Annotated in this window: 29 protein-coding genes and 1 pseudogene; 22 read left to right on the top strand and 8 right to left on the bottom strand. The window is 72.4% G+C overall.

Features of this window, described 5'->3' with window-relative positions:
- Window positions 1-6 precede the first annotated feature (6 nt).
- The 5 genes from ACQUSR_RS18210 to ACQUSR_RS18190 all read left to right on the top strand — a co-directional run bounded on the left by ACQUSR_RS18210 (window position 7) and on the right by ACQUSR_RS18190 (window position 4,409).
- Window positions 7-1,524: a hypothetical protein gene (locus ACQUSR_RS18210; protein WP_431043622.1), complete on the top strand. Its 1,518-nt coding sequence runs from the start codon at window positions 7-9 to the stop codon at window positions 1,522-1,524.
- Between the two features lie 90 nt (window positions 1,525-1,614).
- On the top strand, window positions 1,615-2,469 hold the full coding sequence (locus ACQUSR_RS18205; RefSeq protein WP_431043621.1) for an LmeA family phospholipid-binding protein: 855 nt from the start codon (window positions 1,615-1,617) through the stop codon (window positions 2,467-2,469).
- Window positions 2,470-2,912: 443 nt separating this feature from the next.
- Window positions 2,913-3,752: a sulfurtransferase gene (locus tag ACQUSR_RS18200; protein WP_431043620.1), complete on the top strand. Its 840-nt coding sequence runs from the start codon at window positions 2,913-2,915 to the stop codon at window positions 3,750-3,752.
- Between the two features lie 35 nt (window positions 3,753-3,787).
- The gene (locus ACQUSR_RS18195) at window positions 3,788-4,075 is read left to right on the top strand and encodes a DUF1416 domain-containing protein (protein ID WP_030372838.1); all 288 of its coding nucleotides are present in this window, start codon (window positions 3,788-3,790) and stop codon (window positions 4,073-4,075) included.
- An 85-nt stretch (window positions 4,076-4,160) separates the two neighbouring features.
- Window positions 4,161-4,409 carry a DUF3099 domain-containing protein gene (locus ACQUSR_RS18190; RefSeq protein ID WP_431043619.1) on the top strand — a complete coding sequence of 83 codons (249 nt, stop codon included), beginning with the start codon at window positions 4,161-4,163 and terminating at the stop codon, window positions 4,407-4,409.
- A 42-nt stretch (window positions 4,410-4,451) separates the two neighbouring features.
- Here the strand turns inward: ACQUSR_RS18190 and ACQUSR_RS18185 are convergent, their stop codons facing one another.
- Window positions 4,452-4,817 (bottom strand): DsrE family protein, encoded by a 366-nt coding sequence (locus ACQUSR_RS18185; RefSeq protein ID WP_431043618.1) that lies wholly within the window; start codon window positions 4,815-4,817, stop codon window positions 4,452-4,454.
- Window positions 4,818-5,037: 220 nt separating this feature from the next.
- On the opposite strand from ACQUSR_RS18185, the gene ACQUSR_RS18180 reads away from it, so the two are divergent.
- The 6 genes from ACQUSR_RS18180 (at window position 5,038) to ACQUSR_RS18155 (ending at window position 10,258) form a co-directional block, all read left to right on the top strand.
- On the top strand, window positions 5,038-5,610 hold the full coding sequence (locus ACQUSR_RS18180) for an FABP family protein (RefSeq protein WP_431043617.1): 573 nt from the start codon (window positions 5,038-5,040) through the stop codon (window positions 5,608-5,610).
- Window positions 5,611-5,833: 223 nt separating this feature from the next.
- Window positions 5,834-6,919, top strand: a complete 1,086-nt coding sequence (locus ACQUSR_RS18175; protein ID WP_431043616.1) for a FecCD family ABC transporter permease — start codon at window positions 5,834-5,836, stop codon at window positions 6,917-6,919.
- The gene (locus ACQUSR_RS18170) at window positions 6,919-7,749 is read left to right on the top strand and encodes an ABC transporter ATP-binding protein (RefSeq protein ID WP_431043615.1); all 831 of its coding nucleotides are present in this window, start codon (window positions 6,919-6,921) and stop codon (window positions 7,747-7,749) included. The genes ACQUSR_RS18175 and ACQUSR_RS18170 overlap by 1 nt, the downstream gene beginning before the upstream one ends.
- A complete protein-coding gene (locus ACQUSR_RS18165) occupies window positions 7,740-8,771 on the top strand; it encodes an ABC transporter substrate-binding protein (RefSeq protein WP_431043614.1) in 1,032 nt (343 codons plus the stop codon). The genes ACQUSR_RS18170 and ACQUSR_RS18165 overlap by 10 nt, the downstream gene beginning before the upstream one ends.
- 29 nt (window positions 8,772-8,800) lie before the next feature.
- Window positions 8,801-9,283: a Fur family transcriptional regulator gene (locus tag ACQUSR_RS18160; RefSeq protein ID WP_431043613.1), complete on the top strand. Its 483-nt coding sequence runs from the start codon at window positions 8,801-8,803 to the stop codon at window positions 9,281-9,283.
- Between the two features lie 9 nt (window positions 9,284-9,292).
- Window positions 9,293-10,258 (top strand): YgfZ/GcvT domain-containing protein, encoded by a 966-nt coding sequence (locus ACQUSR_RS18155; RefSeq protein WP_431043612.1) that lies wholly within the window; start codon window positions 9,293-9,295, stop codon window positions 10,256-10,258.
- A gap of 79 nt (window positions 10,259-10,337) precedes the next feature.
- Here ACQUSR_RS18155 and dtd read toward each other — a convergent pair whose 3' ends face one another.
- A complete protein-coding gene (gene dtd, locus ACQUSR_RS18150) occupies window positions 10,338-10,763 on the bottom strand; it encodes a D-aminoacyl-tRNA deacylase (RefSeq protein WP_431043611.1) in 426 nt (141 codons plus the stop codon).
- Window positions 10,764-10,907: 144 nt separating this feature from the next.
- On the opposite strand from dtd, the gene ACQUSR_RS18145 reads away from it, so the two are divergent.
- From ACQUSR_RS18145 to ACQUSR_RS18135, 3 genes are all read left to right on the top strand, one after another.
- Window positions 10,908-11,483 carry a hypothetical protein gene (locus tag ACQUSR_RS18145; RefSeq protein WP_431043610.1) on the top strand — a complete coding sequence of 192 codons (576 nt, stop codon included), beginning with the start codon at window positions 10,908-10,910 and terminating at the stop codon, window positions 11,481-11,483.
- A gap of 115 nt (window positions 11,484-11,598) precedes the next feature.
- On the top strand, window positions 11,599-12,558 hold the full coding sequence (locus ACQUSR_RS18140) for an asparaginase (RefSeq protein ID WP_431043609.1): 960 nt from the start codon (window positions 11,599-11,601) through the stop codon (window positions 12,556-12,558).
- Between the two features lie 190 nt (window positions 12,559-12,748).
- Window positions 12,749-14,005, top strand: coding sequence for a GNAT family N-acetyltransferase (locus ACQUSR_RS18135; RefSeq protein ID WP_431043608.1), 1,257 nt, complete (start codon window positions 12,749-12,751; stop codon window positions 14,003-14,005).
- A 91-nt stretch (window positions 14,006-14,096) separates the two neighbouring features.
- Here ACQUSR_RS18135 and soxR read toward each other — a convergent pair whose 3' ends face one another.
- Complete coding sequence (gene soxR / locus ACQUSR_RS18130; protein ID WP_431043607.1) at window positions 14,097-14,552, bottom strand: redox-sensitive transcriptional activator SoxR; 456 nt, start codon at window positions 14,550-14,552, stop codon at window positions 14,097-14,099.
- A gap of 52 nt (window positions 14,553-14,604) precedes the next feature.
- Between soxR and ACQUSR_RS18125 the strand changes: the two genes are divergently transcribed.
- The 3 genes and pseudogenes from ACQUSR_RS18125 to ACQUSR_RS18115 form a co-directional block, all read left to right on the top strand.
- Window positions 14,605-15,204, top strand: a complete 600-nt coding sequence (locus ACQUSR_RS18125; protein ID WP_431043606.1) for an NADPH-dependent FMN reductase — start codon at window positions 14,605-14,607, stop codon at window positions 15,202-15,204.
- Between the two features lie 22 nt (window positions 15,205-15,226).
- A complete protein-coding gene (locus ACQUSR_RS18120) occupies window positions 15,227-15,718 on the top strand; it encodes a GNAT family N-acetyltransferase (RefSeq protein ID WP_431043605.1) in 492 nt (163 codons plus the stop codon).
- A 331-nt stretch (window positions 15,719-16,049) separates the two neighbouring features.
- Window positions 16,050-16,334, top strand: a pseudogene (locus ACQUSR_RS18115) (sensor histidine kinase); the annotation flags it as partial.
- On the opposite strand, the gene ACQUSR_RS18110 reads toward ACQUSR_RS18115, so the two are convergent.
- Window positions 16,297-16,845, bottom strand: a complete 549-nt coding sequence (locus ACQUSR_RS18110; protein WP_431043604.1) for an SgcJ/EcaC family oxidoreductase — start codon at window positions 16,843-16,845, stop codon at window positions 16,297-16,299. The pseudogene ACQUSR_RS18115 and the gene ACQUSR_RS18110 overlap by 38 nt on opposite strands.
- Window positions 16,846-16,995: 150 nt before the next feature.
- Window positions 16,996-17,385 (bottom strand): cupin domain-containing protein, encoded by a 390-nt coding sequence (locus ACQUSR_RS18105; protein ID WP_431043603.1) that lies wholly within the window; start codon window positions 17,383-17,385, stop codon window positions 16,996-16,998.
- A gap of 52 nt (window positions 17,386-17,437) precedes the next feature.
- Here ACQUSR_RS18105 and ACQUSR_RS18100 point away from each other — a divergent pair, with 52 nt between their 5' ends.
- Together ACQUSR_RS18100 and ACQUSR_RS18095 are read left to right on the top strand one after the other, a co-directional pair.
- Window positions 17,438-18,421 (top strand): helix-turn-helix domain-containing protein, encoded by a 984-nt coding sequence (locus ACQUSR_RS18100; RefSeq protein ID WP_431043602.1) that lies wholly within the window; start codon window positions 17,438-17,440, stop codon window positions 18,419-18,421.
- A 101-nt stretch (window positions 18,422-18,522) separates the two neighbouring features.
- Window positions 18,523-19,482 (top strand): serine hydrolase, encoded by a 960-nt coding sequence (locus tag ACQUSR_RS18095; protein ID WP_431043601.1) that lies wholly within the window; start codon window positions 18,523-18,525, stop codon window positions 19,480-19,482.
- 133 nt (window positions 19,483-19,615) lie between these two features.
- On the opposite strand, the gene ACQUSR_RS18090 is transcribed toward ACQUSR_RS18095, so the two are convergent.
- Window positions 19,616-20,374, bottom strand: a complete 759-nt coding sequence (locus tag ACQUSR_RS18090) for a GntR family transcriptional regulator (RefSeq protein WP_431043600.1) — start codon at window positions 20,372-20,374, stop codon at window positions 19,616-19,618.
- A gap of 247 nt (window positions 20,375-20,621) precedes the next feature.
- Here ACQUSR_RS18090 and ACQUSR_RS18085 point away from each other — a divergent pair, with 247 nt between their 5' ends.
- Together ACQUSR_RS18085 and ACQUSR_RS18080 are read left to right on the top strand one after the other, a co-directional pair.
- Window positions 20,622-20,963, top strand: coding sequence for a hypothetical protein (locus ACQUSR_RS18085; RefSeq protein ID WP_431043599.1), 342 nt, complete (start codon window positions 20,622-20,624; stop codon window positions 20,961-20,963).
- Window positions 20,960-21,334 carry a hypothetical protein gene (locus ACQUSR_RS18080; RefSeq protein ID WP_431043598.1) on the top strand — a complete coding sequence of 125 codons (375 nt, stop codon included), beginning with the start codon at window positions 20,960-20,962 and terminating at the stop codon, window positions 21,332-21,334. The genes ACQUSR_RS18085 and ACQUSR_RS18080 overlap by 4 nt, the downstream gene beginning before the upstream one ends.
- Before the next feature lie 19 nt (window positions 21,335-21,353).
- Here the strand turns inward: ACQUSR_RS18080 and ACQUSR_RS18075 are convergent, their stop codons facing one another.
- Together ACQUSR_RS18075 and ACQUSR_RS18070 are read right to left on the bottom strand one after the other, a co-directional pair.
- Entirely contained in the window at window positions 21,354-22,385 is a 1,032-nt protein-coding gene (locus ACQUSR_RS18075) for a helix-turn-helix domain-containing protein (RefSeq protein WP_431043597.1), read from the bottom strand.
- A gap of 191 nt (window positions 22,386-22,576) precedes the next feature.
- Window positions 22,577-24,022: an MFS transporter gene (locus ACQUSR_RS18070; RefSeq protein ID WP_431043596.1), complete on the bottom strand. Its 1,446-nt coding sequence runs from the start codon at window positions 24,020-24,022 to the stop codon at window positions 22,577-22,579.
- Between the two features lie 114 nt (window positions 24,023-24,136).
- Between ACQUSR_RS18070 and ACQUSR_RS18065 the strand changes: the two genes are divergently transcribed.
- The gene (locus ACQUSR_RS18065; RefSeq protein ID WP_431043595.1) at window positions 24,137-24,811 is read left to right on the top strand and encodes a TetR/AcrR family transcriptional regulator; all 675 of its coding nucleotides are present in this window, start codon (window positions 24,137-24,139) and stop codon (window positions 24,809-24,811) included.
- Window position 24,812: the final 1 nt, after the last annotated feature.

Below are 24,812 nucleotides of genomic sequence, written 5' to 3'. Positions count from 1 at the left end.
AGCGCGATGAGCAACCAGCCGCAGAACCCGGACCCGTACGGGCACGAGCACGGGCCCCGCGATCCGTACGCGCCGTACGCGCCGCACGAGGGCTACGACCCGCAGGGCGGGCAGCAGCCCGGCACGTGGCCCGGTTACGAGGGGTACGAGGGATACGACGGGCAGCAGGCGTATCAGCACCCGCAGCAGCCGCAGCAACCCCAGGCGCCGTACGGGCAGCAGCAGCAGCCCGGATACGGGGAGGCATACCCGGACCCGTACGCGGCCGGGTACCAGGAGCCGTACGGGCACCAGGGGCACCAGCAGCAGTACGGCGAGCCGTACGGGCAGCCGTACGCGGAGCAGCAGCATCAGCCGTATCCGAACCAGGCGTACGCCGGGCAGCAGTACGGCGAGCCGTACGGGCAGCCGGGGGCCGGGGAGCAGCAGTACGGCACGCAGCAGTACGGGCAGCAGCCCTGGGACGCGCCCGCGCAGCAGCAGGCCGCCCCCGCCCACCCGGCCGCCTCCGGCTTCGGGCCGCAGACCGGCGCATACGGCGCGCAAGGGCACCCCGAGCACGCCGCGCCCGCGAGCCCGGCGGACGGGCGGCACGCGCCCGGACCCGACGTGGCCGCGCAGCCGGCGGACGGGCGGCCCGGCGCGCGCCCGCAGCGCACCGCGGCGGCGGCCACCGCTACCCTCGCCGAGCCGACGCCCGCGGCCGCCACCGCGGCGGCGCCCCAGACCCCGTCCGTGCCCGCGCCCGCGAGGCCGCTGACCGCCGCCCAGCGGGCCCGCGCCGAGGGCCGGTCGCCGATCATCGACCCCGGGATGACGCCCGCGCTGCTCACGGCGGCCATCGCCGGGCTGCTGGCCGCCACCGCGCCGCTGCCCCGCCCGGCGACCGCCGCCGTCGTGGCGCTGCTCCAGGCCGTGACCGCCGCGGGCTGGTTCCGGCTGAACGGCATGTGGCCCGCGCGCCAGGGGATCATGCTCGCCTTCGCCGGCGGACTGGCCGCCGACGTCGGGCTGCTGGCGACCGACCGGGAGGACGCCCCGACGGTCGTCATCGGCACGCTCGGGGTCTGGCTGCTGCTCGTCCTGATCCTCCAACTGCGCAACCGCAGCACGCCCGACGAGCGCATGTACAGCCTCACCGCCACCACCGTCTCGACCGCCGTCACGGTCATCGCGGCCGGACACCTGGCCGCGGTCGCCGAGTCCTCCGACGCCGTCGTCCTGGGCGCCGCCGCCATCGCCGCCGCCGCGCTCGCCCGCGCGCTGCCGCTGCCCACCGCCGTGTCGGTGGTGGCCGCGCTGCTCGCGGCGGCGGGCGCCGGCCTGGCCGCCGGGCATCTGACGGACACCGCCGCCACGGGCGCCGCCGGGCTGGGCGCGGCGGCCGGTGTGTGCGCGCTGATCGGGCTGCGGGTGGCCGCGTACGACTACCCGTCGCGCTTCGTGCACATGACCGCGGGCGTCGCCCTCCCCCTCGCGGCGGCCGCCCCGGCCGTCTACCTGATCGGCCGGGCGATCGCCTAGGCCGGGTTACGGGAGGGGGCCGGGCGGGGAAGGCGTTTCGTTAGGCTCGCAGCCACAGGCAAACGCCTGACCGAGGAGTGGGGGACGAACGTGACCGAGCCGACGCACACCACGAACGCCGCGTACCCGGCGGACTCGCCGTACCCGCCGGCGGCCGCCGACGCGCACCAGCAGCCCGCGTACCAGGAACCCGCATACCAGGAGCCCGCGGACCCGGAACCCGCGCGGCGGGAGCCGAGGAGAAGGCGGGGGCGCGGGCTGCGCATCACGCTGGTCGTGCTGGTGGTCCTCGGCGGCCTGGGCGTCGTGGCCGACCGGGTCGCGGTCGACTTCGCGGAGACCGAGGCCGCGGAGAAGATCAAGAGCCGTCAGGGCCTCTCGATCACCCCCGAGGTCTCGATCAAGGGCTTCCCCTTCCTGACCCAGGCGCTGGACAAGAAGCTGGACGAGGTCGAGGTGGGCCTGGACGGGCTGACGGCCACCACCGACGACGGGCACAACGTCACGATCACCGAGCTGTCCGCCACGCTGCACCAGGTGAAGATCTCCGGCGACTTCTCCTCCGCCACCGCCGACCGCGCCTCCGGCCGCGCGCACATCAGCTACGCGGACCTGTCCGCGGCCGCGGGCGAGGGCATACGGGTGAGCCAGGCGGGCAAGGCCGGAGCGAATGCCAACCGGGTCAAGATCACCGGCAGCTTCATGGGCCTCGGCCTGAGCGCGGACGGCACGGTCTCGGTGGTGAACGGCGACACGATCCGGCTGCGCATCGACGCCGTCCCGGAGGGGATCCCCGCACGGTTCGAGGGGCAGATCCGCGAGAAGACCGACAAGGACTGGAAGATCAGCGGCATGCCGAACGGGCTGCGCCTGGAGAAGGTGGAGACCACGCAGGACGGGATCGACCTGTCGGGGGCCGGCACCGCGGTGAGCCTGACCAGCTGAGCCGTGGACGGGGCCGCGTCCATCCACTGAGACGGCCGCGTCCGCACCGCAGATTCCCATGGCCGCAAGGGCCCGAAGCGGGTCCTTGCGGCCTTCAACCTTTCCCCGTCGTCTCGCATATCAGACGATCGCGTCTCACCATGCGACACACCGGTGACACGTCCGTCGGTCCGTCCCTACCATCGGCCCATGCAGAGCTGGATTAGCGGTCCCCGCCACCGGGGACAGGCGGACCTCACGAAGCGGCGGGCAGTCGACCTGTGTCGTGTCGCCGCCATGCTCTGTCGCACCGTCTGAACGGGTGAGCGCACGCCCGCTCCCCATCCTCATCCGCCCGATCAAGGGCACCCTCTCTCGTACAGCGCCACGCGCCTCCCCGCGCCGCGCCGTCCCCGCGTACCCGCACCGCCCCGTACCGCCGCAACCGCCCCGGAGGAGAGAACATGAGCCGCAGTGACGTCCTGGTGGACGCCGACTGGGTCGAGGCCCGCATCGACGACCCCAAGGTGGTCATCGTCGAGGTCGACGAGGACACCTCGGCCTACGAGAAGAACCACATCAAGAACGCCGTCCGGATCGACTGGAAGCAGGACCTCCAGGACCCGGTGCGCCGCGACTTCGTGGACCAGGCCGGGTTCGAGAAGCTGCTGTCCGCGAAGGGCATCGCCAACGACCACACGGTCGTCCTGTACGGCGGCAACAACAACTGGTTCGCGTCCTACGCCTACTGGTACTTCAAGCTCTACGGCCACCAGGACGTCAAGCTCCTCGACGGCGGCCGCAAGAAGTGGGAGCTGGACTCGCGCGACCTGGTCGCCGAGGTCCCCACCCGCCCGGCGACGGAGTACAAGGCCAAGGCCCAGGACAGCTCGATCCGCGCCTTCCGCGACGACGTCGTGGCCGCGATCGGCTCGCTGAACCTGGTCGACGTGCGCTCCCCCGACGAGTTCTCCGGCAAGCTGCTCGCCCCCGCCCACCTGCCGCAGGAGCAGTCGCAGCGTCCGGGCCACGTACCGTCCGCCCGGAACATCCCGTGGTCGAAGTCGGCCAACGACGACGGCACGTTCAAGTCCGACGACGAGCTCAAGGAGCTGTACGAGGGCGAGGGCGTGGACCTGGCGAAGGACACCATCGCCTACTGCCGGATCGGCGAGCGCTCCGCGCACACCTGGTTCGTGCTGCACGAGCTGCTCGGCCAGGCCAACGTCAAGAACTACGACGGCTCCTGGACCGAATACGGCTCGCTCGTCGGCGTGCCGATCGAGCTCGGCGCCAACAGCTGACCTCCCCGCCTCCCAGAACGTAAGGAAAGACACCCATGTGTGGAGCACAGGCCGGCGGCCCCGACGCGTCGACCATCAAGCCCGGTGAGACCACGATCCAGGGTTCGGTGACCCGCGACGGCCAGCCCGTCACCGGTTACGTACGCCTGCTGGACAGCACCGGCGAGTTCACCGCCGAGGTCCCCACCTCGGCGACGGGCCAGTTCCGCTTCTACGCCGCCGAGGGCACCTGGACGCTGCGCGCCCTGGTGCCGGGCGCGACCGCGGACCGCACCGTCGTCGCCCAGCAGGGCGGTTTGGCGGAGGTCGCCATCGCCGTCTGAGCCGAGACCCGGCTCACGGGCCGAGAGCCGCACCCCGGGGTTGGACGCCTCGGCGGGGTGCGGCTCTCGGTCGTACGCTGAAAGCGTGTACGCACGACGGCGCCGTGCTTATTTCATCCTGATGGGCGCGTGTCTGACGCTGTTCATCACGGCATGGGCCTTCGTGCGCCTGTGGTCCGTGCCCGTGGCCGTCGCCATGTGCGTCGTCGCCATGGCCATCCCGCCGTTCGCCGCGATCGTCGCCAACCGCAGAGGGCCGGACGACCGCTGGTGGGACGAGACGGGCGACCGGCAGTCGGACGAGTGGTGGCGCGAGCTGGACCGCCGCAGCTGATGGACCGCCGCGGCCAAGTCGGGGCGAAGCCCCGTGCGGCGGTCAGTACACGAGCGCCTGCACACCGTCCGGCATGATCTCGCTCACGAACATCTGCATCCCGGCGATCCGCGCGCCCTTGATGAGGTCCTTCTCCTCGATCCCGCGCCGGGCCGCGCACTGCGAGCACACCGTGATCGTCCCGCCGCCCGCCAGGATGCCGTCGATCAGATCCGGCAGCGGCGCCGCGTGCGGCAGCTCGAACTCCGCCGCCCGCCCCGGCAGCGCGAACCACGTCGACTCCCCGGTCAGATACAGCGAGACCTCGACCCCGCTGGCCGCGGCCACCGCCGCCGCCGTGAACCCCTGCGAGCACCGCTCCGGCGCGTCGGCACCCGCGGTCACCTTGATCACCAGCTTCTTGGCCATGGCCCCAGCCTAGGTGAGGCGGCATCGCGGATTAGACTGACGACGGTCCGTAATACCTCACTCCGTCCGAGGAGCGCGCTCGTGCTTGAGGCAGTCTTCACCACCCTGATGATCCTGGTCGCGGTCGCCACGCTCGCCTTCGTCGGGCTGACCTGGAAGAAGCTGTACCAGGGCCAGCGCTGACCGCTCCCTTCCGCTCACTAGCAGAACGCCTGATTCCATGATCGAGATCCCGTCCGACCTCCACCCGGACCTCGTGCCCCTCGCCTTCCTCCTCGGCAACTGGACGGGGGCGGGCGTCGCCGACTTCCCGGGTTCCAAGAAGTGCAACTTCGGACAGGAAGTGACCTTCAGCCACGACGGCCGGGACTTCCTGGAGTACGTCTCGCGCACCTGGGTGCTGGACGCGGAGGGCAAGCAGGTCGAGCCGCTGGAGACCGAGTCCGGCTACTGGCGGATCGACAAGGACCGCAAGGTCGAGATCGTGATGATCCGCGACCAGGGCGTCGTCGAGGTCTGGTACGGCGAGCTGGCGGCGCAGAAGCCCCAGATCGACGTGGTCACCGACGCCGTCGCGCGCACCGCCGCCTCCGGCCCGTACTCCGGCGGCAAGCGGCTGTACGGCTACGTCAAGGGCGACCTGATGTGGGTCGGCGAGAAGGCCACCCCCGAGGTGCCGCTGCGCCCCTACATGTCGGCGCACCTGAAGAAGTCCGTCACCCCGGAAGAGGTCGCCGCCTGGGCCAAGGACCTGGGTGACCTGCCGGACGACGGCATCGCCTTCTTCCGCTGATCCCCCGCTTCTCACACCGCCCCGCGGGGGAAGTCCGGTCGAAGTCCGGCGCTGACCCGCAACGGTAGGCGGCCCCTCGGCGGGGCCGCGAGCCCGATCACCCGCGGCGGCGGCAGCTCCTGACAACTCGCCGTGGACTGCGAGGGGACCGCCACCGCACGGTGTGCCCGGGCCCGCGCTCCTTTCCCGTACGGACGCGGCCCGAGGCGAAAGCGATCCGGACGTGGCCAGCACCACCGACACCGCGGACCCGCGCACACGGACCGGCGCGCCCCGCCGGATCCCGCTGCCGCCGCTGGTCGGCGCGCTCTGCTGCGCGCTCGTGGTCTCCCTGGTCTGCGGGGTGGGCCTCGGGTCCGCCGGGCTGTCCTGGTCCGAGGTGCTGCGCCTGCTGGGCGCCGGGCTGACCGGGGGCACCATCGGGCAGGACGAACTCGCCGCGTACACCATCGTGTGGGAGCTGCGCTTCCCGCGCGCCGTCCTGGCCGCCGTCGTCGGGGCCGGGCTCGCGGCCGTCGGGGTGGCCGTCCAGGCGATGGTGCGCAACGCGCTCGCCGACCCGTTCGTCCTGGGCATCTCCTCGGGCGCGGCGATCGGCGCCAACGCCGTACTGCTCTTCGGCACGCTGGCCAGCCTGGGCGTCTGGGCGCTGTCGCTCTCCGCGTTCGTCTCGGCGCTGGCGTCGATGGCGCTGGTGTACGCGGCCGCCCGCACGCCGCAGGGGCTGGCCCCGCTGCGCCTGGTGCTGACCGGTTCCGCGATGTACTACGGCTTCTCGGCGATCACCACGCTGATGGTCTTCTCCGCCGACCGGGGCGAGGCAGCCCGCTCCGCGATGATGTGGCTGCTGGGCAGCCTGAGCGGGGCCAGCTGGGCGTCGGTGCCGATCGCGGCCGCCGCCGTCACGGCCGGGCTCGCCTACCTGGCGCTCTCCGCCCGCCGTCTCAACGCGCTCGCCATGGGCGACGAGACCGCCGCCGCACTCGGGGTGGACGCGGCCCGGCTGCGGACCGAGCTGTTCGTGGTGACCGCCGCCGTCACCGGCGCGGTGGTCGCGGTCAGCGGTGCGATCGGGTTCGTCGGGCTGATGGTGCCGCATCTGGCGCGGATGCTGGTCGGCGCCGACCACCGCCGGCTGCTGGCCGTCGCGCCGCTGCTCGGCGCGGTGCTCCTGGTGTGGGTGGACATCCTGTCCCGGGTGCTACTGCCACCCGTCGAACTGCCGGTCGGCGTCATCACGGCCGTCATCGGCGTGCCCTGCTTCGTCCTGCTGATGCGCCGCCGCGGCTACACCTTCGGGGGCGCGTGATGCGGGTCGACATCGAGGGCCTGAGCGTGGAGATCGCGGGCGCGCGGCTCGTCGACGACATCGCGCTGCGGGCCGGCAGCGGGCAGCTGGTGGGGCTCGTCGGCCCCAACGGCAGCGGCAAGTCCACCCTGCTGCGCTGCGTCTACCGGGCGCTGCGCCCCGCCGCGGGCACGGTGCGGCTCGACGGCGCGGACCTGCACGCCATGAGCGCGCGGGAGGGCGCGCGGCGGCTGGCCGCGCTGCCGCAGGAGGCGGCGAGCGAGTTCGGCTTCACCGTCGCCGAGGTGGTCGCCATGGGCCGGCTGCCGCACCAGCGCGCCGCCGGGCGGGTCACCGGCGCCGACCGGGAGGCGTGCGCGGCCGCGCTGGCCCGGGTGGGCGCGGACCATCTCGCCGACCGCGGCTTCCCGTCCCTGTCCGGCGGCGAGAAGCAGCGGGTGCTGATCGCCCGCGCGCTGGCGCAGGAGCCGCGGGTGCTGGTCCTGGACGAGCCGACGAACCACCTGGACATCGCCCAGCAGCTGGAGGTGCTGGCGCTGGTGCGGGAGAGCCGCCTCACCGTGCTGACCGCCCTGCACGACCTGAACCTCGCCGCCGTCCACTGCGATCTGCTGTACGTGATCGCGCGCGGCCGGATCGTCGCCTCCGGCGCCCCCTACGACGTCCTCACCCCCGAGCTGCTGGCCGAGGTCTTCGGCGTCCGGGCGCACCGCGTGCCGCACCCCGAGACCGGTGCCGTGCAGCTGCTTTTCGACCTTCTCCCCGCTCCTCCCGCTCGCCCCGCTTCTCCCGCTCTCCCCGCTCTTCGTAAGGACGGCCCATGCGCCTGACGCCCCTCGCCCTCGTGCTCGCCCTCGGCCTCGGCCTGACCGGGTGCGGCGCCCATGTGGCGGACGACGCCGCGGACGACGGCGCCCGCGGCGGCAAGCCGTCCGGCCACTACCCGGTGACCGTCGAGAACTGCGGTACGAAGGTCACGTACGACAAGGCGCCGGGGCGCGTGGTCACCAACGACGTGGGCAACACGGAGATCATGTTCGCCCTGGGTCTGGAGGACCACATGGCCGGCTTCGTGATGCCGGACGACAAGGGCGACCTGGACGCCGTGCCGTGGAAGGACGGCTACCGCACGGTCCCCTGGCTGTCGAAGAAGGAGATCACCAAGGAGCTCGTCCTCGACGCCGAGGCCGATCTCGTCTTCGCGGGCTGGAACTACGGCTTCAGCGAGGCCACCGGCGTCACCCCCGCCGCGCTGAAGAAGCTCGGCGTCGGCTCCCACGTCCTGACCGAGTCCTGCCGCAACGGCCAGGGCGCGGCGCGCGGGGTGATGCCGCCGCTGGAGGCCCTGTACACCGACCTGACCACCCTGGGGAAGATCTTCGACGTCGAGGACCGGGCGGCCGCGCTGGTGCGGGACTTCAAGAAGCAGGTCGCCGACGCCCGGGCGAAGACCCCGAAGAGCGGCCACCGCCCCACCGTCTTCCTCTACGACGACGGCCGGGACCGGCCGTTCACCTCGGGCCGCTACGCCGGGCCGCACGACATCATCACCAAGGCGGGCGGCGACCACGTCATGAAGGACCTCGACGACTCGTGGACGACCGTCGGCTGGGAGACCGTCGTCGAACGCGATCCCGAGGTCATCGTGATCAACGACTACGGGGACACCAGCGCCGCCCGGAAGCGGGAGTTCCTGCTGTCCTACGGGCCGCTGCGGAACGTCTCGGCCGTCAAGCACCGGCGGATCTACATCATGGACTACGCCGACCTGGTCGAAAGCCCCCGCAACCCGGCGGCGATCGCCGCCCTGGCCGCGTATCTGCGCGGAATCGGGGGTCCGCGCCCTGAGTGAGGGCCACCCGTACTGCCTACACTGGGCCCGTGGCGACCACCGACTGGAAGACCGATCTTCGAGAGCGCGGCTACCGCCTGACCCCGCAGCGCCAGCTCGTGCTGGAGGCTGTCGACCACCTCGAGCACGCCACCCCGGACGACATCCTCACCGAGGTACGGCGCACCGCGAGCGGGATCAACATCTCCACCGTCTACCGGACGCTGGAGCTGCTGGAGGAGCTGGGGCTGGTCAGCCACGCCCATCTCGGGCACGGCGCGCCGACCTACCACCTCGCCGACCGGCACCACCACATCCACCTGGTGTGCCGGGACTGCACGCAGGTGATCGAGGCCGATCTGTCGGTGGCCGAGGAGTTCACCGCCAAGCTACGCGAGGACTTCGGCTTCGACACCGACATGAAGCACTTCGCGATCTTCGGCCGGTGCAGCGCCTGCGGTGCGGGCGAGGGACGGGCCGAGGCGCCCGCGGAGCGGGGCAACTCCCCTGAGGGCGCGGCCGGGTCGTCGTAGGCTTGGCGCATGAAGAGCCCTTTGCTGTCGCTGCCCGGCGCCGTCCCCGGCGAGGGCCCTGACGAAGGCGTCGCCGCCCACTACGGCGACCTGTTCCGTGAGCAGCGCTCGCTGGCCGACGGCACCGGCTTCGTGGACCTCTCGCATCGCGGGGTGGTCACCGTCACCGGTGCCGACCGGCTGAGCTGGCTGCATCTGCTGCTCACCCAGCACGTCAGCGAGCTGCCGCCGGGACAGGCCACCGAGGCGCTGATCCTCTCCGCCCACGGGCACATCGAGCACGCCCTCTATCTCGTCGACGACGGCGAGACGACCTGGGCGCACGTGGAGCCGGGCACGCAGGAGGCGCTGATCGCCTATCTGGAGAGCATGAAGTTCTTCTACCGCGTGGAGATAGCGGACGCGACGGAGGCGTACGCGGTCGTGCACCTCCCCGCGGGCAGCATCACCGCCGCCCCCGGCGGCGCGATGGTCCGCGAGACGGCGTACGGCCGGGACGTGTTCCTGCCGCGCGAGGCGCTGGAGTCCTTCGCCGCGGACCACGGTCCGGCGATCGGGGTGCTGGCGTACGAGGCGCTGCGCGTGGAGGCGCACCGGCCGCGGCTGGGCCTGGAGACCGACCACCGGACGATCCCGCACGAGCTGGGGTGGCTCGGCACGGCCGTCCACCTCCAAAAGGGTTGCTACCGCGGCCAGGAGACCGTCGCCCGGGTGCAGAACCTGGGCAAGCCGCCGCGCCGCCTGGTCTTCCTGCACCTGGACGGCAGCGAGGTGAAGCTACCGGGGCACGGGGCGCCGGTACGGCTGGCGCGGGACGGCGAGGACGGGCGGCAGCTCGGGTTCGTCACCACCTCGGCCCGCCACCACGAGCTGGGCCCGATCGCGCTGGCGCTGGTGAAGCGGAACGTCCCCGTGGACGCGGAGCTGATCGTGGACGGTACGGCGGCGGCGCAGGAGGTCGTGGTGGAGCCGTAGGTTCCGCACTCCCCGCCGCGGCCGGGTACCTCCCCGCCGCGGCCGGGCACCCTCCCCGCCGTGGCCGGGCCGAGAGCGCTCAGACCTCGACCAGCACCGTGAACGGGCCGCTGTTCGTGAGCGAGACCTTCATGTCCGCTCCGAACCGGCCCGTCTCCACCGGTGCGCCCAGCTCCCGCAGCCGCGCCACCACCTCGTCCACCAGCGGCTCGGCGATCTCGCCGGGGGCCGCCGCGTTCCAGGTGGGGCGGCGGCCCTTGCGGGCGTCGCCGTAGAGCGTGAACTGGCTGATGACCAGGAGCGGGGCGCCCAGGTCCGAGCAGGACTTCTCGCCCTCCAGCACCCGCAGCGACCACAGTTTCCGGGCCAGCTGGGCCGCCTTCTGCGGGGTGTCGTCGTGGGTCACCCCGACCAGCACGCACAGGCCCTCGCCGACGATCTCGCCGACCGTCTCCCCGTCCACGACGACGCTCGCGCCGTCGACTCTCTGTACCACAGCTCGCATACGGTCCATCATGCCGTGCGTCCATCCGGGGCCGATCGGCGCACACGCACTGCAAGCCATAGGCCCGCGATGGCACGATGCGTCCACGCAGTGCGCGATGTGGCCAGCGCGGCCGGTGCCGCGTACCGAAGGGGACGGAAGCACATGAGCACACCCACCACCGGGCAGGCCCCCGGGTCCGTACCGACATGCACCATGGAGCGCGGCGCCGTGCGGGGCGCCCCCGCCGGGCCGCGGGCGGGCGTGGCGCGGCTGGTCGAGCTGCGGCTGGCCGAGCTGCGGGCGCTGCGCCGCGGCTCGCAGCGCGAGGAGGCCGACCTGTCCTACCTGCGGAGGCTGCTCCAGGGCAGGATCGACATCCTCCGCGCCGAGCTGGGGCACCGGGCGGCGCCCGGCACGTCCGTCGTCGACCGGCTGCCGCAGATCCTGGCCGACGAGCCACCGCGGCACCGCAGCTCGGCCCGGCACGTGACGCTCGGCACGCCGCACACCGAGGAGTACCGGCGGCTGGCCGAGTCGGTGCTCGCCGAGGTGGAGCTGTCCGACCTGCGGGCCCGTACGGACGAGGAGCTGCACGGCGCGATGGGCCGGCTGATGACCTACGAGCAGCAGGTCTCTCGGCGGCGGCAGGAGCTCCAGCACACCGCGGACGATTGCAGCGCCGAGATCGCGCGCAGGTACCGTGAGGGGGAAGCTCAAGTAGATGATCTGCTCTCGTAATCTTCCGAAAAACCGTCCGAACCCGTCGGCGGCGGCCGACCGGACGTGACGGACGCGGCCGGACATGACGGACGCGGCAGGGGGCAGATCTCGCACCGTCCCCGGAAGGCCGCTGATGACCTCCTCCCCGCTCGCCACGCACCCGGTCCTCGCCGAGGTCGTCCGCTCCGGCTTCGTCGAGGGCCGCCACCGGGGGTCTCTTGTGGTCCTGGCGGCGGACGGCGGCGTCGAGCTGGCGCTGGGCGATCCGTCCGCGGCGGTCTTCCCCCGGTCCAGCAACAAGCCGATGCAGGCGGCGGCGGTGCTGCGGGCCGGTCTCGACCTCTCTGGTGAGCGGCTGGCCATGGCCGCCGCGAGCCACTCTGGAGAATCGTTTCACCTCGATCTCGTACGGCGGATGCTCGCCGAGTACGAGCTGTCCGCCGACCACCTCCAGACCCCGCCGGACCTGCCGCTGGACCCGGCCGAGGCGGAGGCGTACCTGGCCGCGGGCCGGGTACGGGACCGGATCGCCATGAACTGCTCCGGCAAGCACGCCGCGATGCTCGCGGCGTGTGCTGCCAACGGCTGGCCGCTCAAGACCTATCTGGACCCCGGCCACCCGCTCCAGTTGCTGGTCCGCGACGTCGTGGAGGAGGCGGCCGGCGAGCGCGTGGCCCACCTGGGCACCGACGGCTGCGGGGCGCCGCTGATGGCCCTGTCCCTGACCGGTCTGGCACGCGCCTTCCGGTCGTTCGTGCTGGCCGAGCCGGGGACGGAGACGCGGCGGGTGGCGGACGCGATGCGCGCCCATCCGGAGTACGTGGCGGGCACCCGGCGCCCCGACACCTGGCTGATGCGCGAGGTTCCGGGGGCGCTGGCGAAGATGGGCGCGGAGGCGGTGCAGGCGGTGGCGCTGCCGGACGGCCGGGCGCTGGCGTTCAAGATCGACGACGGGGCGGCGCGGGCGATGGGTCCGGTACTGGCACGGGCTCTGGAGCTGCTGGGCGTCTCGTCCCCGGTGGTCACGCGAATCGGCGAGGCGCCGCTGCTGGGCGGCGGGGAGCGGGTCGGCGAGATCCGCGCGGCGTTCTAGCATCCGCGGCCCTGGGAGCCCGGGACGGCAACCCCGGGGGGCCGAGGCGGGAGATCCGGGGGACCCAGAGTGGGAGCCCAGGGCCCCAGGGCGGGAACTCCCGTGCCCCAGGACGGGAACCCCAGGGCCCCAGGGCGGGGCCCCGGAAAACCGCGTGCGTCCCGCCCTGGCCGCCCCCTAGCGTGACCCCATGGCCCTCGACATCCACACCATCGACGCGTCCGACGAGCCCGAACTGAGCGCCTGGATCCTGGCGCTGCGGACCGGCTTCCTGCAGCCGCCGGCTGTGGAGAAGGAGGAGGTCGAGATCCGGCGCGAGACCATCTATCCGGACCGCGCGCAGGGGGCCTTCGACAGCGACGCGGGGCGCTGCGTGGCGACCTTCCGGAGCTTTCCGCAGCAGCTGACGGCGGTCGGCGGGGCATCGGTGCCCGCCGACGCCATCAGCAACGTCACCGTCTCGCCCACCCACCGGCGGCGCGGTCTGCTCAGCCGGATGATGGACCGCGACCTGCGGGCCGCCAAGGAGCGCGGGGACGCGCTCGCCACCCTCGTCGCGGCCGAGTACCCGATCTACGGGCGGTTCGGCTTCGGCCCGGCCTCATGGACCACCGAGTGGCAGGTCGACGTGCCGCGCGCCGGGCTCGACCCGCGGCACGCCGGGCCCGTCGACGGCGGCCGGATCGACCTCGTGGACGGCGCGGCGGTGCGGGAGCTGGGGCCCGTCCTCCATGAGCGGCTGCGGGCGGTCCAGCACGGCGTGATCGACCGGCCCGGGCGCGTGTGGCGCCGGTACACCGGCGAGACGCCGACGCCGGGCCAGCCCTGGAAGGAACCGTTCCACGCCGTCTACCGCTCCCCCGAGGGCACGGTGGACGGGCTGATCACGTACACCGCTGACGACGTGTGGGAGGCGAAGCTCCCGCAGACCACCGCGACCGTGCTGGACCTGATAGCGGTCTCCCCCGCCGCCGAGCGCGCGCTGTGGCACTACGTGCTGTCCGTCGACTGGATCACCACGGTCAAGAGCGGCTGCCGGGCCCCGGACGATCTGCTGCCGCTGCTGCTGCCCGACCCGCGCGCCGCCCGCGTCACCGCGCACGCCGACTTCCTGTGGATACGGCCGCTGGACGTGCCCCGGCTGCTTCAGACCCGTACGTACCCGGTCGCGGACGCGCTCGTGCTGGAGTTCTCCGACCGCGCGGGGCTGGCCGAGGGCCGGTATCTGCTGGAGGCGGGCCCGGACGGGGCCACCTGTGTGCCCACCACCCGCACCGCCGATCTGATCATGGATATCGGCGAGTTGGGCACACTGTGGCTGGGGGACGAGTCGGCGGTGCGGCTGGCCGCGCTGGGGCGGGTCGGGGAGGAGCGGCAGGGCGCGGCCGCGCGGGCGGACGCGCTGCTGCGGACCCCGCGCCGCCCGTGGTGCCCGGACATCTTCTGACGGCCCGCCGCGGCGCGGGCCGCCCGTCTGCCGCGGGAGTCCGTACCGGGTTCCGCGTTCGCCCGCGTTCCGCGTTCGCCCGCCCCGCCCGTCAGGACTTGAGCAGCCGGTGCGAGCCCGCGCCCTGCTCGCCGTACCGGTCGTACGGGTTCGCCAGCGCGCACTTGGAGATGGACAGGCAGCCGCAGCCGATGCACTCCGTGAGGTTGTCGCGGATGTTCTCCAACTGCTCGATGCGCTCGTTGAGGTCCTTGCGCCAGCATTCGGAGATCCGCGCCCAGTCCTCCTTGGTCAGTACATGGTCTTCGGGGAAGAGCGAGAGGACCTCTCGGATCTGCGCCAGCGGCATCCCGACCCGCTGCGAGGCCCGCACGAACGCGACCCGGCGCAGCGTGTGACGCGTGTAGCGGCGCTGGTTGCCGCTGGTGCGGCGGCTGTGGATGAGGCCCTCCCGTTCGTAGAAGCGCAGCGCGGAGGCGGGTACGCCGCTGCGCTGGGAGAGTTCGCCGACCGTGAGTTCGTGGGTTTTCCATGTGAGTTGGGACATGCTGCCGACCCTAGCTTGACTTCAACCTTTCTTTAAGTCCGAGGCTCTCCACATGGACATCGACACGACTTCCACCACCGCCCCCATCCGTCTCGCCATCATCGTCGGCAGTACCCGTGAGGGCCGCTTCGGGCCCACGGTCGCGAACTGGTTCGCGGACCGGGCGCGCGAGCGCGACGACATGACCGTCGACCTCGTCGACCTCGCGGAGACCGAACTGCCCGCCCGGCTCAGCAAGTCGCCCAGCCCCGAGGCGGCCGCCGCTCTGGCCGCCGTCACCCCCCGCCTGGACGCCGCCGACGCGTTCGTCGTCGTCACCCCCGAGTACAACCACAGCTACCCGGCGGGTCTGAAGAACGCCATCGACTGGCACTTCAACGAGTGGCAGGCCAAGCCCGTCGGCTTCGTCTCCTACGGCGGGATGTCCGGTGGCCTGCGCGCGGTGGAGCATCTGCGTCCGGTCTTCGCCGAACTGCACGCCGTCACCGTCCGGGACACCGTCAGCTTCCACAACGTGTGGGACCGCTTCGGGCCGGACGGCCGCCCGGTCGACGACGGCGCCGACAAGGCCGCCGTCGGCATGCTCGACCAGATCGCCTGGTGGGCGCGGGCCGTGCGCGAGGCCCGCGCGATCCGCCCGTACGGCGCCTGAACCGGCCCGTATGCTCCCGCACATGGTGAGAGTCGAGCGGCTTCGGGCCGACCACGCGGCGCCGCTGCTGGCCTTCGAGCGGGAGAACCGGGCGTACTTCGCGCGTTCCATACCGGACCGGGGGGACGCGTACTTCGCGGAGTTCGACGCCCGGCACCGGGCCCTGCTCGCGGAGCAGGAAGCCGGTGTGATCCACTTCCACGTCGTCATGGACGGGGCCGGGGACCTGGTCGGCCGGGTCAATCTCGTGGACGTCGCGGAGGGCGCCGCCGAACTCGGCTACCGCGTCGGCGAGCGCGCCGCCGGCCGGGGTGTCGCGACGGCCGCGGTCCAGGAGATCCGGCGTCTGGCCGCCGCGTCATACGGGCTCTCGGCGCTGACGGCGGTCACCACCCTCGACAATCCGGCTTCCATGGCGGTGCTGGCGCGCACCGGGTTCGCCGCCGTCGAGGACATCCGGATCGACGGGCGGCCCGGTGTCCGGTACCGGTGCCGACTCGAAGTTCAGGACTGAGGGCCGGCCACCGGGGCCATCAGCCCGTACGGCGCCGGAACAGCACCCCGGACAGCGTCACGGCCCGGACGACGAGTTCGTCTTCGGACTGGACCGGATCCTCGACGGCATCGAGGTCCTACTGCGCGATCGCGAATGATGTGCGACCGCGGCTGACCGCGCGGTGCCGGACCACCTGCGACGGGCTTGCCCGCCCCCCTGCCCCGCCCCTTTCCCGAGGGCGGGGCAGGGGGCCGCGTCGGTATGCGCCACGCGGCGGAGCCGCATATCGACACAGCGCCGCGCGACCCACCGGCCACGCCTTAAGGTTCCCCCGTGCGCGTGCTTCTGCACGATCACCGTCCGGGTGGAGCCCCACCCGGACGCGGTGACGCTGGAGATCCTGGACGAGGGGCCCGGGATGTCCGCCGCCGAGCAGCCCCGCGCCTTCGACCGGTTCTGGCGCGGTCAGGGGCTGACCGGCAAGTCCGGCTCGGGGCTCGCGGCCTCGCCATCGTCAAGCAGCTGGTGACGCACGACGGTGGCAGCGTGGCGGGACGCTCCGGGCGGCGGACTGTGCGTCCGGATCGAGCTGCGCCTCAGCTCTCGGCCGGCAGCACCGAGGAGTGGTGGTTGACGATCAGCCACTTGCCGTCGCGCTTCTCGTACTCGTACGTGTAGCGGGCCTCGACGGTCTTCTTCTCGCCGGTCTCGGGGTCCGTCAGGTGGAACTCGTACAGACCGGCGTCGATGGCCGAGTTGCCGTCCAGGACATTGATGACCGACTTGATCTTCTCGCCCTTCGGCCTCTTCTGCAGGAAGTGCTCGAAGTAGTCGACGATCTCCGCGTGGTTGGTGCGGATCTCGGGCGAGGCGGTCGGGAGGAGGACCGCGTCGGGGGCGTAGTGGGCGGCGACTCTCTCGGGGTCGCCGCTCTCCAGGGCGGCGTTCCACCCGTCGAAGAGGGCGGCGATCTCCTGCTCAGACGCCCTGGCCGACTTGCCGTACGCGCCGGTGACTTTGGTGTGCTTGCCGTCCGAGGACCCGTGGTGCGGCGTGGCGGCACCGACACCGACGGTGACGGTACCGGCGGCGACCAGGGCGGCAACGGTGACTATGGTGGCACGGGCGCGCATCTGACGCTTCATCACAACTCCTGGCCTCCGAGGGGGGGTTCTTCCTGTGGTGGAAGTGCCTCCACTCTCGCCGGGCGCCGGTAAAGGCCCGTACAGCACACATCCATGACACGTACAAGGCCGATCCAAATCACTCACCGTCACCGTCCGCACACGGGCGCCTCAGCGGAGCTCGTGGCCGGTCGTCGCGTCGACGTGCTCCGGTACGGGGTCGTGCCGGTCGCCCACCGTCGACGTGCCCGACGGCTCGAACAGCAGCAGCGCCGCCCCGCCGGCGGACGACGGCTTGTGCTCCGTGCCGCGCGGAACCACGAACACCGACCCACGGGGAAGGACCACCTCGCGCTCGTCCGGATCCCGCAGGGCGATCCTCAACTCGCCATCGAGGACCATGAAGAACTCGTCGGTGTTCTCGTGGACGTGCCACAGGTGCTCGCCCGCCACCTTGGCGATCCGTACGTCGTAGTCGTTCACGCGGGTCACGATCCGGGGGCTCCACAGGGCCTCGAAGCTCGCCAGCGCGGTCTGGATATCGATCGGTTCGCTGTTCATACGGTGATCATGCGCGGTGACAGGACCTCGGCGTGAGTGCTAGGAATCGCATATGCCGCAAGATTCCTCGCAGGCGGACGCGCGCCGTCCGCCGCACCGGGTCGCCGTGATCGTCAGCGAGGGCTCCAACCCCTTCGAACTGGGCGTGGCCACCGAGATATTCGGGCTGCGCCGCCCCGAGCTGGGCATCCCCTGGTACGACCTCACCCTCTGCGCCGCGGCCCCGGCGGTCGCCATGCACGCCGGGTTCTTCACCCTCTCCGGCGTCGCCGGACTCGACGCGGCCGACGCCGCCGACACCGTGATCGTGCCCAACCGCCCCGATCCGCACCTGCCCGTCGACCCGGCGGTGCTGGCCGCGATCCGGCGCGCGGCGCTGCGCGGTGCCCGGCTGGTGAGCTTCTGCACCGGCGCGTTCACGCTCGCTGCGGCGGGCGTCCTCGACGGGCGGCGGGCCACCACGCACTGGCGCTGGGCGGAGTCCTTCGCCGCCCGCCATCCCGCCGTACGCCTCGAACCGGACGTGCTGTTCGTGGCGGACGGCGAGGTGCTGACGGCGGCGGGCAGCGCGGCGGCGCTCGACCTCAGCCTGCATCTCGTACGCCGCGACCACGGCGCCGAGGTGGCCAACGCGGTCAGCCGCCGACTGGTGTTCGCAGCCCACCGCGACGGCGGGCAGCGGCAGTTCGTCGAGCGCCCCGTCCCCGAGGTCCCGGACGAGTCCCTGGCCCCTGTGCTGGACTGGGCGCGGCAGCGGCTCGACCAGCCGCTTACGGTGTCGGACCTCGCGGACCGGGCGGCGGTCAGCGCCGCCACCGTGCACCGGCGGTTCCGTGCGCAGTTGGGCACCACCCCGCTGGCGTGGCTCACCGGCGAGCGGGTCGCGCTGGCCTGCCGGCTGATCGAGCGCGGGGAGCAGCGGCTGGACCGGGTGGCCCGGCTCAGCGGCCTCGGTACGGCCGCGAACCTGCGGACCCAGGTGCGGCGCGGGACGGGGCTGAGCCCGACGGCGTACCGGGCGCGGTTCGGCCCGTGATCCCGCGCTGACCGTCGCGCACCGCACACCGGGCCCGCACAACCATTCGGTAGCGTCAGACCGTCATCTGTGGTGAATCCACAGGGGAGGGGAAGGCTTTCATGACGCACGTCCGAATACCCGGCACATCCCACACGTCCCGTACGGCCCGTCGTGCCCGCGGGGCGCTGATCGTCGCGCTGGCCGCCGGCTCGCTCGCGCCGCTGCTCACCGTGGCGACGGCGCAGCCCGCGGCCGCCACCACCGCGCCGGTGAGCTGCACTTCGGCGAAGGCGGGGCTGGCCGACAAGCTCGCCAAGGACATCGACGCGGCGCTGCGCGGACGGTCGGCGACCACCGCCGTCTCGCTGCACGACCGCACCACGCAGACGGTGTGCACGCTGCGCGGCGACAAGAAGTACGACTCGGCGAGCGTCGTGAAGGTGACCGTCCTGGCCACGCTGCTGTGGGACGCGAAGAACCAGGGCCGCCTCCTCACCGAGCGCGAGTCCCAGCTCGCCACCAAGATGATCACCGCGTCGGACAACGCCTCGACCAGCGCGCTGTGGAAGCAGCTCGGCATGACCAAGATCAAGCGCTTTCTGGCGACGGCCGGGATGACCCAGACGGTGCCGGGCAAGGACGGCTACTGGGGCCTGACCCAGATCACCGCCCGCGACGAGCAGAAGCTGATGGACCTGCTCACCGCCCGGAACGCGGTGCTGAGCGACAAGTCCCGCGCGTACGCCCTCAAGCTGATGAACAAGGTCATCAGCTCCCAGCGCTGGGGAACCCCGGCGGGCGCGCCGAGCACCGCGAAGATCCACGTCAAGAACGGCTGGCTATCGCGCGCCACGCACGGCTGGCGGGTGCACAGCGTGGGCGCGTTCACCGGCGGCGGCCACGACTACACGATCACGGTCCTCACCCACGACAGCCGGACCATGAACGACGGCGTCGCCACGATCCAGGCCGTCTCCCGCGCGATCCACAAGGACCTCGCCCCGCGCGCGTCGACGGTGGAGCGCTACGTCCCGACCGGCACGCCGCGGGAGGTGCTGCCCGCGCTGCCTCCGTCGTAGGGCGCATCCGGCGGCGGCCCCGTGCTCGCGGGGCCGCCTGCTCGGGGTTCCGCCGGACGCCGGACGGCTCAGCCGGGGAACTCCCCGCGCTTGACGGCGCTGATGAACGCCGACCATGCGCGTGTCCCCTCCGCTATGCGTCGAAGTCGTACTCAAGCACGTACGCGGCCGAGTCCAGGATCATCTCGTTGACTTCCACAGGGCGGCCGCCATCCGCGAATGCCGTACGGAAGATGAGGATCACGGGCGTGCCCAGGCTGAGGCCGAGCCGGTTCGCCTCCTCCTGGGACGGCATCCGGCAGCGGATCTCTTCACGGAAGCGAACCGGTTTCTGTCCCAGTTCCGCCAGCCGTGCGTAGATACCACCAGGGCCGGTGTCCTCCTGCGTGATCGCCGAGTCGGCCACCAGGTCGGCGGGCAGGTAGCTCGTGGCCAGCAGCACCGGCTTGCCTTCGAGGACAAAGCGACGACTGCGCACGCACGCCGGTTGGTCGGCTTCGATACCGAGCACGTTGGCGATGGCGGCGGGTACCGGCGTCTCGGTGACCGTCACCTGATCGACGACCAATTCCCGGCCGCCGGTGTCGGCCGACCAGATGGACCGGCCTTCCCCCCACTGCTCCCGCGCGAGCCGCTCGACGCCTCGTCGCCGCAACGGCTGGAAGGCACGGACGAAGACACCCGCGCCCCTCCGCGCCTCCGCGATCCCCTCGTTCTGCAGAACGCCGAGCGCCTGCCGTGCGGTCATACGCGCGACCTCGTACGTGGCCATGAGGTCGTTCTCGCCGGGCAGCCGATCACCTGGGCCGTACTCGCCAGCCCTGATCGCCTCCTTCAGCGCCTCAGCAATGCGCTGATACTTCGGCTGGCGGCCGTTGCCCTTGGCGGCCATACGCCCTCCTCTCCCTCATCTCTAGACACCCTAGTCCGCTTGTTCGCGCGCGCAGCACGTGCTCGGCTGCCCGATGAACATCTCTAGAGATGCGTTGACATCTCTAGAGATGGCGCGCTTCACTTAGTCACGGACGGCACCGCCCCGCAGCGGGTCGGGGTGCCCAGACGACGCTTCGCCACGCGCAAGACCCCCGCGACGGGCAACGTCCGGGGGTGTGGCCATCAACCCCACGGAGGTTGACAACATGATCGAGCCTATCCGAAGGCTCTTCGAACAACTGATCCACTTACTGCTGCCCTCATCGGGTCGACACCGCGCCGCCACCCCACCCACCACCTGGGCGCCCGGCGCGACCCAGCACGCACACCCACTCGCACTGACCCTCATCGCCGCGCGGCCAGTGCTGCTCTCGCCGCTCGGCGACGACCTACCCCTCGTCCGCCCGTACGTCCTCACCCCCGAGGAACGGCAGGAACGGCAGGAACAGCGGGCGCAACGCAGTCGCCGCCGCGCCCTATGGCTAGCCGTGCACGGGATCGACGTAGGGCCGCGCTGGATCCACGGCGTGGAGGTGGCGGCGCAATGAACACACCTCGCCTGTTGCCCTGGTCCAGCCCGGAGGGCAAACCCTGCCGCCTCGCCGGGGACGGCACCGGCTACGTCTCGCGTCTGGCCGACGACATGGAGGCCGTACAGCTCCGCATGGGCAGCGAACTGCTCGGCTACGCAGGGCAGATGCTGGACGACCGCAAGGCCACCACTGACGAGCTGCGCTTCCTGGGCAACCGGCTGCGTGAGTCCCTGCGCGACGCGCTCCGGGTCGCCGAAAGCCGCGGCGAGCGGCTGCCCGCCCCCAAAGGCGAGGGGAGCGCCCCATCAGCGAATGGACTCTCGACGCACCATTTCGCCGAACCGGTGTGGTTCAAGGATCCCGAAATCTCGCGGGCCAGTCGTTAGCACAGGGTCCACAAGTTCCCTAGCTGTGCGTCGCGTCCAGGCATCGCTTGCCTGACGCCGGTAGCTCCTGGACGGAGTTCTCGCGGTGGTGGAGGGCCTGGTGCCGGTGGTCCTTGGGCGTGGTGCCGTAGGCGGCGCGGTGGGCGCGGCTGAAGTCGGCTGCGCGGGGGAATCCCCAGCGTGCGGCGATCGCGTGGATGGGGATGGTGCGGAGTGCCGGGTCGGCGAGGTCGCGGCGGGCCGCCTCCAGGCGCAGGCGGCGGATCCACGCGGCGACTGTGGCGTCCTCGTCCTGGAAGAGGCGGTGCAGGTAGCTGGTGGAGATGTGGTGCGCGGCCGCGATCGTGGCCGGGGTGAGGTGCGGGTCGTGCAGGTGCTCCCGGATGAACGCCTGGATGCGCAGGGTGAGGGCCCGTCGGTGGTTCTCCGGGGGGAGGCGGTCGCCGGCTTCGAGGATGTGGGCGAAGAGCGCGGCGACCAGATCGGTCACGATGGCGGCCAGCCGCGGCCGGTCGGCGGGCCGGTACGCGGTCGGGTCCGCGATCAGATGGGTGAGGAACCCCGCCAGCAGGGCACCCATCCCGTCCCGGGCCGACACCGTCGCCCCGACGACTCGGCCGGCCATGTCGCGCGGCAGCGGCAGCAGGGCCTTGGGGACCTCCAGCGCCACCGTCTGGACCGGGTCCCCGGTGCTGTGGACGTCGTTCGGCAATGGTGAGGAGTTGATGAACAGGTCGTCCGGCACGTACTGGGTCTCCCGGTGCCGCCACACGCCCGCCCCGCCCCCGCGTACGACGAGCGACAGGTGGTACACCTCGGGGTCGGACTGCCGGATCAGCTTCGGTGTGCGCCGGAAGACCAGCGGCTGGAACCTTGCGGACCGCACGGTGACGGCACCGAGGTCCAGCACCCCCTGGGCAGCCCGGAAGTCGTCGGCGTGGTCGCTGCACAGCTCCATGGGCGCATGGGTACGGCCCGACAGCTCGGACCGGTGATCGAACCGGTCCGCCGCGGCCAGATCGTCACTCCGGAACACCATCTTGTCCAACAACTGTCTCCCCCAATCTCTGAAGCCTCTGGTCAAGGGCTTCCGCAGGGTGACTGTCCGATTGGACACCCGAGTTCCACTTCGCGCCCACCGGGTGCCGAAGGAGCACCCAGTGACACGACCCACCAGACACGGCCAAGCGCCGGGCACCTCGCCCGGCCCCGCCGATGCTGCGGCTTCCCCCAAGGGCAAGGTCAAGGCCGCTGCCGCCGCGCGTCACCGCGCCCCGGGATGAGGATCAGGGCCACCGCCGCCGCCACCGCCAGCAGCCCGGCGGCCGCGCCGAGCGCCGCTCCGTATCCGTCGCCCTGCGCGGCCCTGCTCATGCCGGGCGCGTCGGCCACCGTGGCGGCGAGCGTGTCCAGGACCGCCAGCCCGATCGAACCGCCCACCTGGCGCGAGCTGTTGACCAGTCCGGAGGCCATGCCCGCCTCGCGCGGGTCGACGCCCGACGTCGCCGCCGTACCCAGCGGCACGAAGCACATCCCGATGCCGGTACTAGCCACCAGCGACGGGCCGAGGACCGCGGCCGCGAACCCGCCCTCCGCGGCGAACGCGAGGCCGAACCAGGCGAATCCGCCCGCGCCGAGCAGTCCGCCGGCCACCATCAGGGCGCGCAGCCCGACCCGGGCGAGGGTACGGGTGGCGATCACCGAGCCGGCCACGATGCCCAGGCAGAACGGCAGGAACGCCGCGCCGGCCGCGGCGGGCCCGTAGCCGAGCACCTGGTGCAGATAGAGCGAGGTGAAGTAGAAGGCGGCGAACTGCCCGGAGCACAGCAGCATCATGAACAGGTTGGCGCCGAGGACTGCTCGGCGGGCCAGCAGGCCCAGGCGCAGCAGCGGTTCGCGCGCCCGGCGTTCGACGGCCGCGAAGGCGGCGAGGAGTACGGCCGCCGCGCCGAGGGTGAGCACGGTGGCGGCCGACCCCCACGGCACGCTGTGGGTCCGTACGACACCGAGCACCAGCACGCTCGCCCCGGCGGTCACCAGGACCGCCCCCGCGAGGTCGATCCGGGGCGCGGTCCGCTCCCGGCGGTCCGGCGCCAGCCGGACCGCGAGGACCAGCGCGAACGCCACGATCGGCACGTTGACCAGCATGACCGCCCGCCAGCTCAGCCACTCGGTCAGCACCCCGCCCGCCAGCACCCCCACCGCGCCACCGGCCGCCGCCGTGGCGCCCCACAGCCCCAGGGCCCGCGAGAGCGCGCGCCCCGGCGGGAATCCGGTGGTGAGCAGGGCCAGCGCCACGGGGGTCAACGCGGCCGCCCCGGCGCCCTGTACGGCGCGGGCGGCGATGAGCGCACCGGGCGACTGCACCAGCCCGCCCACCAGGCTGGCCAGGCCGAACAGGGTCAGCCCGGCCATCAGGGTGCGGCGGCGGCCGGCGATGTCGCCGAGCCTGCCGCCGAGCATCATCAGCCCGCCGAAGGTGAGCGCGTAGGCGTTGACGACCCAGGTCAGGCCCTCGCCGCCGAAGCCGAGGGACGTGCGGATGCCGGGCAGCGCGACGTTCACCACGGAGGCGTCGAGCGCGACCATGAACTGCACGGTGAGGACGACGGCGAGCAGACGCCCGCCGAGGGGCGGCGCGGCGGGGCCCGGCCGGGGCGGCGCGGGGGCCTCCACGGGGGTGTCCATAGGAGATTCCTCTCTTGAGAGACGCCAGTTCTCGAGACGCCAGGGTTTACGTACTCTGTACGTCAACGGGTAGGCAGTCGAACACGTACGATGTACGCGAGTCAAGGAGGAGCCGTGCCCGCACCCCGCAAGTTCACCGAGGAGCAGCTGCGCAACGCCGCGTTGTCACTGGTCGACAGTCAGGGGCTCGCCGCCCTGACCATGCGCAACCTCGCCGCCGCCCTCGGCACGGGGGCCATGACGATCTACAACTACGTGGACGGGCGCGAGGGCCTGGAAGCGCTGCTCGTGGACGCCGTCATGGCCGAGGGCCGGAAGCCGCCGGGCATCCCGTCGGACGACTGGCGCGCGGACGTGCGGGCCCTGGCCGAGGCCCACTGGCGCGCGGTCCGCGCCCACCCGGACGTGATCCCGCTGATCCTCACCCGCCGCACCGTGGACCTGCCGACCCTCGTCACCGCAGAGGACCTGCTGGAGGCCCTGTCCCGCAGCGGCCGCGCGGGCGCCGGCCTGCTGGCGGCCTTCCGTATGCTCACGGGCTTCATCATGGGCTTCGCCCAGGCCGAGCTCGCCGGACCGCTGTCGATCGCCCCGGACGAGGACGTCCACACGCTCACCAAGCGCGTCCGCGCGCTCCCCCCGGAGCGCTTCCCGCACCTGATCGAGATCGCCGAGGCCGCGAGCACCAGCAGCCCGGAGGCGGAGTTCCGCGCGGGCCTCGACCTCGTCATCGCCGGCCTGGACGGTCGCGCCGGCCGGGAGGATCAGCCCTGCCTGGACGGCCAGTAGT

The sequence above is a fragment of the Streptomyces sp. P1-3 genome (genome assembly GCF_050613155.1).
Lineage (GTDB): Bacteria > Actinomycetota > Actinomycetes > Streptomycetales > Streptomycetaceae > Streptomyces.
Note: the sequence above shows the minus strand (reverse complement) of the source record. Positions and strands in the feature narration are given on the sequence as shown.